Origin of the sequence: Pseudomonas sp. AL10 (assembly GCF_029960685.1) — a bacterium.
GTDB lineage: Bacteria > Pseudomonadota > Gammaproteobacteria > Pseudomonadales > Pseudomonadaceae > Aquipseudomonas > Aquipseudomonas lactis.
This window is the reverse complement of record NZ_JASBQZ010000003.1, coordinates 370,049-376,272: the sequence shown is the minus strand read 5'-3', so window position 1 is coordinate 376,272 and position 6,224 is coordinate 370,049. Positions and strand designations below refer to the sequence as shown.

5 protein-coding genes are annotated in these 6,224 nt (G+C 63.1%); 3 read left to right on the top strand and 2 right to left on the bottom strand.

The genetic code is table 11. From position 1 onward, the window contains the following. Positions 1-220: 220 nt before the first annotated feature. Together QK296_RS06195 and QK296_RS06190 are read right to left on the bottom strand one after the other, a co-directional pair. A complete protein-coding gene (locus QK296_RS06195) occupies positions 221-1,009 on the bottom strand; it encodes a transporter substrate-binding domain-containing protein (RefSeq protein WP_137205351.1) in 789 nt (262 codons plus the stop codon). A 92-nt stretch (positions 1,010-1,101) separates the two neighbouring features. Beyond that, positions 1,102-1,725 (bottom strand): TetR/AcrR family transcriptional regulator, encoded by a 624-nt coding sequence (locus QK296_RS06190; RefSeq protein WP_034136096.1) that lies wholly within the window; start codon positions 1,723-1,725, stop codon positions 1,102-1,104. Between the two features lie 150 nt (positions 1,726-1,875). Here QK296_RS06190 and QK296_RS06185 point away from each other — a divergent pair, with 150 nt between their 5' ends. Genes QK296_RS06185 through atuC form a run of 3 tightly spaced genes read left to right on the top strand, consistent with a single transcriptional unit; the run spans position 1,876 to position 6,157 of the window. Further along, on the top strand, positions 1,876-3,654 hold the full coding sequence (locus QK296_RS06185; RefSeq protein WP_282390708.1) for an acyclic terpene utilization AtuA family protein: 1,779 nt from the start codon (positions 1,876-1,878) through the stop codon (positions 3,652-3,654). 12 nt (positions 3,655-3,666) lie between these two features. Next, positions 3,667-4,539, top strand: a complete 873-nt coding sequence (locus QK296_RS06180; RefSeq protein WP_282390707.1) for an SDR family oxidoreductase — start codon at positions 3,667-3,669, stop codon at positions 4,537-4,539. A 4-nt stretch (positions 4,540-4,543) separates the two neighbouring features. Continuing rightward, positions 4,544-6,157, top strand: a complete 1,614-nt coding sequence (gene atuC / locus QK296_RS06175; protein ID WP_282390706.1) for a geranyl-CoA carboxylase subunit beta — start codon at positions 4,544-4,546, stop codon at positions 6,155-6,157. Positions 6,158-6,224: the final 67 nt, after the last annotated feature.

The window sequence follows — 6,224 nt, the reverse complement described above, 5'->3', positions numbered from 1 at the left end:
CCGCCGTCAGGGCGGAACCCTAAGTGGCCGTTACCGCAGGAATGGATATGTACACAATCCAACTGTGTCGCCTGTCAGGCCGCCTTCGCGAGCAAGCCCGCTCCCACAGTTGGATGGTGGGGTGTCAGGTAGATAGGTGTCGGCTGGCAGGCCGTCATCGCAGGCAAGCCAGCTCCCACAGTTGACCCCACTGAGCCCAAAGGATCTTATTTACTGCGATCTAGGGCAGTGGCGTCACATCAATACGATACGGCTCAAAAATCCTCAGCATCTGCCCACTGCTGCGTAGCCCCTTGAGCAACGCCGAAAACGCCTCCCCCGTGATCGGTGCCTTTGGCCGCAGCAACGCGTAGTGGTGATACACCTGATCAATACGCTCCGACACCAAAAACTGCCCCGCCATGTCCGCGTTGCGCACCATGAAATCACTCAGGTACGAACGGGTAACCAACGCAATATCCGCACGCCCACGGGCGACCATCAGCAGATTACTGTCATGGGAGTACGTCAACGTCGCATTGAAACGCTCGGCCATGTTCTTGGGATCAGGATTGAAGTCAGCAAAGGCATAGTGATACCCACTGAACACCGCCAGACGTTTACCGGTAAGGTCAGAAAAATAACTCTGGTCGCGCCCGGGCTGACGCTGAGCGACAAAAATCTCCGCATCTTCGAGCCCCATATCAACACTGGTATGGGCAATATTCTGCCAACCCCAGGACGGGTTTTCGAAGATCGCCATGTCGACCCGGCCTTGCTCGAAGTCACGAAAACGCCGGGGGATCGAGGTAGGCACCACCACAAACTGGTAATCGGTTTGCGCAGCGTTCAACGCCTCGACCAATTGCGGCAGCAACCCGGTGTCGGCGCCTTGTTCGGGGCGAACGGTATAGGGCGGAAAGTGCGCCGCGCCGATTCTCACCAACTGCGCGGCACCGGCCTGCGTCCACGCGGCGGTGCCCAGTGCCCATAAAGTCAGTCCTGCAGCCAGCCGCCATGGCGAAAACATCGAGGCACACACCGTTGAAGAGTTCAATGCCGATAAGCTAGGCGTTTTTACCGGGGGAGACAACTTTCGCCAGCAAATTAATGGCTTGCGCCTCAGTCCGCCTTCAGCACCATCAACAAGGCCTCTTCGGCCAACTCTTCAAGGGTCAGGCTGCCTTGGGCGCGAAACCAGGTGGTGGTCCAGGACAAGGCGCCGGTGAGGAAGCGCCGGGTGATAAACACATCGCCCCGGATGTAGCCAGCGGCCTTGGCCTCGCCCAGTACCTGCAACCAGATCTGCTCATACACGTCACGCAGGGCCAGCACGTGCGCCTGGCCTTCGGCCGACAGCGAGCGCCATTCGTAGACCAGCACCGCCATGGCTTCGCCACTGCCGCCCATGATCGACTGCAACTCGCAGCGGATCAGCGCCAGCACGCGTTCGCGCACGGTGCTCGCCTCCTCCAGTGAAGCGCGCATCATCGCGGTGTTGTAATGGATGGTTTCCTCCATCACCGCGCGCAGGATCTCATCCTTGCTCTTGAAGTGATGGAAGATGCTGCCGGACTGGATGCCCACGGCGCCGGCCAGGTCACGCACGGTGGTGCGCTCGAAACCCTTGTTGCGAAACAGATGAGCCGCGGTTTGCAGCAATTTGCCGCGGGCGCTCTCGGGGTCGGTCAATTGGCCACCATCGACCATGGTGCGCATCACCCTCAGGGCTTTGTGCTCATCCATGTTGCTCTCCTTCACCTCTACTGTCATGGCCGGCAATTTAGGCCGTGACCGCCACCCAAGCAAGCGCTTGGGTAAAACTTGTGACTGGAGTTTACAAACCAAGCGCTTGCTTGGTAGTCTCGACGCCAGCCCTTGGAGGAAGGATTTCTCATGAGCAAGACGGTACGTATCGGCTGCGCCAGCGCCTTCTGGGGCGACACCTGCACCGCCGCCGCCCAATTGGTGCAGGGCGGCGCCCTGGATTACCTGGTGTTCGATTACCTGGCGGAAGTCACCATGTCGATCCTCGCCGGTGCCCGCCTGAAAGACCCCAAGGCCGGTTACGCCACGGACTTTGTCGAGGTGCTGACGCCCCTGCTGGCGGATATCCAGCGCCAAGGCATCCGGGTGATCAGCAACGCCGGCGGCATCAACCCCCAGGCCTGCGCCGCTGCCCTGCAAGCGGCCTGCGATAACGCGCACATCCCGCTGAAAATCGCCGTGTTGCTCGGCGATGACTTGCACCCTCAACTCAAACAGCTGCCGCCTGTCACCGACATGTTCAACGGCGCCCCACTGCCGCCCCTGTGCGTGTCCGCCAATGCCTACCTCGGCGCACCGGGCATTGCCCAGGCCCTGGGGCTCGGCGCCGATATTGTCATCACCGGCCGCGTGGTCGACAGCGCAGTGGTCAGCGCGGCATTGGTGCATGAATTCAACTGGTCCTGGCAGGACTACGATCACCTCGCCCAGGCCGCCCTGGCCGGGCATATCATCGAATGCGGCGCCCAATGCACCGGTGGTAACTTCACCGACTGGCGTGACGTGCCGGACTACGAACACATCGGCTTCCCCATCGTCGAAGTCAGCGCCGACGGCCAGTTCACCGTCAACAAGGTCGAGGGCAGCGGCGGCCTGATCAGCGAACTCAGCGTGGCTGAACAACTGCTGTATGAAATCGGTGACCCGCGCGCCTATGTGCTGCCGGATGTGATCTGTGATTTCAGCCAGGTCAAACTGCAGCAACAAGGCAAACATGCGGTGCGCCTGCACGGCGCCAAGGGCCTGGCACCCACCGACCAGTACAAGGTCAGCGCCACCTACCCCGATGGTTTTCGCTGTACCGCCAGTTGCCTGATCGCCGGCATCGACGCGGTGGCCAAGGCCGAGCGGGTCAGCCAGGCGCTCATCAACAAGACCTCGGAGCTGTTCAGCCAGCGCGGCTGGGCGCCCTACACCGACGTCAACATCGAACTGCTCGGCAGCGAAGCCACCTACGGCGCCCACGCCCGGCGTGCGGATTGCCGCGAAGTAGTGGTGAAGCTGGCGGTGCGGCACCCGAACAAGCAGGCGCTGGCGCTGTTCGCCCGCGAGATCGCCCAGGCGGCCACCGGCATGGCACCGGGGCTGACCGGCATTGTCGGCGGGCGGCCGACGGTGTATCCGCTGATTCGGCTGTTTTCGTTCCTGGTCGACAAATCATTGTGTAGCGTCGCCATCGAGTACCAAGGCCAACGTTATGCCGTCGAGCTGCCCGCCTCCGCGCCTCTGCTCACGCCGGCTGCGCCCATCGAGCCGGCCAAGCCCCTGGGCCGTGCCGATGCCAGCGTACCGCTGGTGAAACTCGCCGTGGCGCGCTCTGGTGACAAGGGCAACCACAGCAATATCGGCGTGATCGCCCGCCACCCCGACTACCTGCCGTGGATCGCCGAAGCCCTGACCCCGGAGGTGATCGTCGACTGGATGGACCACGTGCTCGACCCGATCCATGGCCGCGTCGAACGCTGGTACTTGCCCGGCAGCCACAGCCTCAACTTCCTGCTGGAAAACGCCCTGGGCGGCGGCGGCATCGCCAGCCTGCGCATAGATCCCCAAGGCAAGGCTTTCGCCCAGCAACTGCTGGAAATCCCCATCGCCGTACCGCAACACATTGCCGATCAACTCAGCTAAAGGACCGTTGCCGTGGCCTTCGACTCGATCTTCAAAGCCGACCTGTTCCAGGGGCACACCCTGATCGTCACCGGTGGCGGCAGTGGCATTGGCCGCTGCACCGCCCATGAACTGGCGGCGCTTGGCGCCCGCGTGATCCTGGTGGGGCGCAAGCCGGACAAGTTGCAACAGGTAGCCCAGGAAATTACCCAAGACGGCGGCGTCGCCCATTGGCAGGACTGTGACATCCGCGATGAAGAGGCGGTGAAGGCACTGGTCACGCAAGTTCTGCACGACCACGGCCCCATTCATGGCCTGGTGAATAACGCCGGCGGCCAATACCCGTCGCCCCTGGCCGCGATCAACCAGAAGGGCTTTGAAACCGTACTGCGCACCAACCTGGTGGGCGGTTTCCTGATGGCGCGGGAAGTGTTCAACCAGTCGATGAGCAAGCACGGCGGCGCAATCGTCAACATGCTCGCCGACATGTGGGGCGGCATGCCCGGCATGGGCCACTCTGGCGCGGCGCGCTCCGGTATGGACAACTTCACCAAGACCGCCGCGTTTGAGTGGGGCTATGCCGGGGTGCGCGTCAACGCCGTGGCGCCTGGCTGGATCGCCTCCAGCGGCATGGACACCTACGAAGGCGCCTTCAAGGCGGTGATTCCCACCCTGCGTGAGCATGTACCGCTCAAGCGCATCGGCACCGAGTCGGAAGTCAGCGCGGCCATCGTCTTCCTGCTCAGCCCGGCTGCGGCCTTCATCAGCGGCAGCACCCTGCGCATCGACGGCGCCGCCAGCCTGGGCAGCCGCGCATGGCCGCTGCACAAGGCGCAGGTACCGAGCGAGCCGTTCAATGGGTTCCACCGCGCCTACCTGCCGGATGTGCTCAAGGCGGAGCAATAACGCCATGCCAGTCATTGAAACCCTGATCGACCCCAACAGCCCAGCGTTCGCGCAAAACCGCGAAGCCATGCTGGCGTCCATCGCCCAGTTTCGCCAACTGGAACACACCCTGCTGGCCAAGGCCCAGGAAGCCAAGCCCAAGTTCGACAAGCGCGGGCAATTGCTGCCCCGTGAGCGCCTCAATCTGCTGCTGGACCCCGGCGCGCCGTTCCTGGAGCTGGCCAGCCTGGCCGGCTACAAGCTCCACGACGACAAAGACGGCAGCGCCGCTGGTGGCGGGCTGATCGCCGGCATCGGTTACGTCAGCGGCGTGCGCATGCTGGTGGTAGCCAACAACAGCGCGATCAAAGGCGGCACCATTTCCCCCTCCGGGCTGAAGAAATCCCTGCGCCTGCAACAGATCGCCATGGAGAACAAATTGCCGGTGGTGACCCTCGCCGAAAGCGGCGGCGCCAACCTCAACTACGCCGCCGAGATTTTCGTTGAAGGCGCGCGCAGTTTTGCCAACCAGGCGCGCATGTCGGCCATGGGCTTGCCGCAGATCACCGTGGTGCACGGCTCGGCCACGGCCGGCGGTGCGTATCAGCCCGGCTTGTCGGATTACGTGGTGGTGGTGCGCGGCAAGGCCAAGCTGTTTCTCGCCGGGCCACCGTTGCTCAAGGCCGCCACTGGCGAAGTCGCCACCGATGAAGAACTGGGGGGCGCGCAGATGCACGCGCAAACCGCCGGCACCGCTGAGTACCTGGCCCAGAACGATGCCGATGGCGTGCGCATCGTGCGTGAGATTGTGGGCCTACTGCCTTGGAATGACCGCTTGCCGCACGCGCCCCAACGCGCCTATCGCGAACCGCTGTACCCGATTGAGGAACTGTTGGGGCTGATCCCCGATGACCCGAAAAAGCCCTATGACGTGCGCGAGATCCTGGCGCGCCTGGCCGACGGTTCCAACCTGCTGGAATTCAAAGGCGAGTTCGACCCCCACACCGTCTGCGCCCATCTGCATATCCAGGGGCGCGCCGTGGGAGTGATCGGCAATAACGGCCCCATCACCCCAAAGGGCGCGAGCAAGGCCGCGCAGTTTATCCAGCTGTGCGACCAAAGCCGCACGCCGCTGCTGTTTTTGCACAACACCACCGGCTTTATGGTGGGCACCGAGTCGGAACAGCAAGGGGTGATCAAGCACGGCGCGAAGATGATCCAGGCGGTGGCCAATGCCCGTGTGCCTAAACTCACCATCGTGGTCGGTGGTTCCTACGGTGCCGGCAACTACGCAATGTGCGGTCGCGGCCTGGATCCGCGCTTTATCTTCGCCTGGCCCAACAGCCGCACCGCGGTGATGGGCGGCGCACAGGCCGGCAAAGTGCTGCGGATTGTCACCGAGGCCAAGCAACTCAAGGACGGCCTGGTGCCCGACCCCAAGGTGCTCGACATGCTCGAACAGGTCACCGCGCAGAAACTCGACAGCCAGTCCACCGCCCTCTACGCCAGCGCCAACCTGTGGGACGACGGGCTGATTGATCCACGGGACACCCGCACTTTGCTCGGTTTTTTGCTGGATATCTGTCACGAAGCCGAACGGCGGCAACTGCAACCCAACACCTTCGGCGTAGCGCGCTGATCGTTCCCACGCTCCACGTGGGTGATCGTTCCCACGCTCCGCGTGGTAACGCCAACCAGGACGCTCC

What these genes read in the sequence shown, in the direction of transcription:
- QK296_RS06185 (WP_282390708.1), top strand. Translation starts at nt 1,876, where the DNA reads ATGAGCAAGACGGTACGTATCGGCTGCGCCAGCGCCTTCTGGGGCGAC.
- QK296_RS06190 (WP_034136096.1), bottom strand. Translation starts at nt 1,725, where the DNA reads ATGGATGAGCACAAAGCCCTGAGGGTGATGCGCACCATGGTCGATGGT.
- atuC (WP_282390706.1), top strand. Translation starts at nt 4,544, where the DNA reads ATGCCAGTCATTGAAACCCTGATCGACCCCAACAGCCCAGCGTTCGCG.
- QK296_RS06195 (WP_137205351.1), bottom strand. Translation starts at nt 1,009, where the DNA reads ATGTTTTCGCCATGGCGGCTGGCTGCAGGACTGACTTTATGGGCACTG.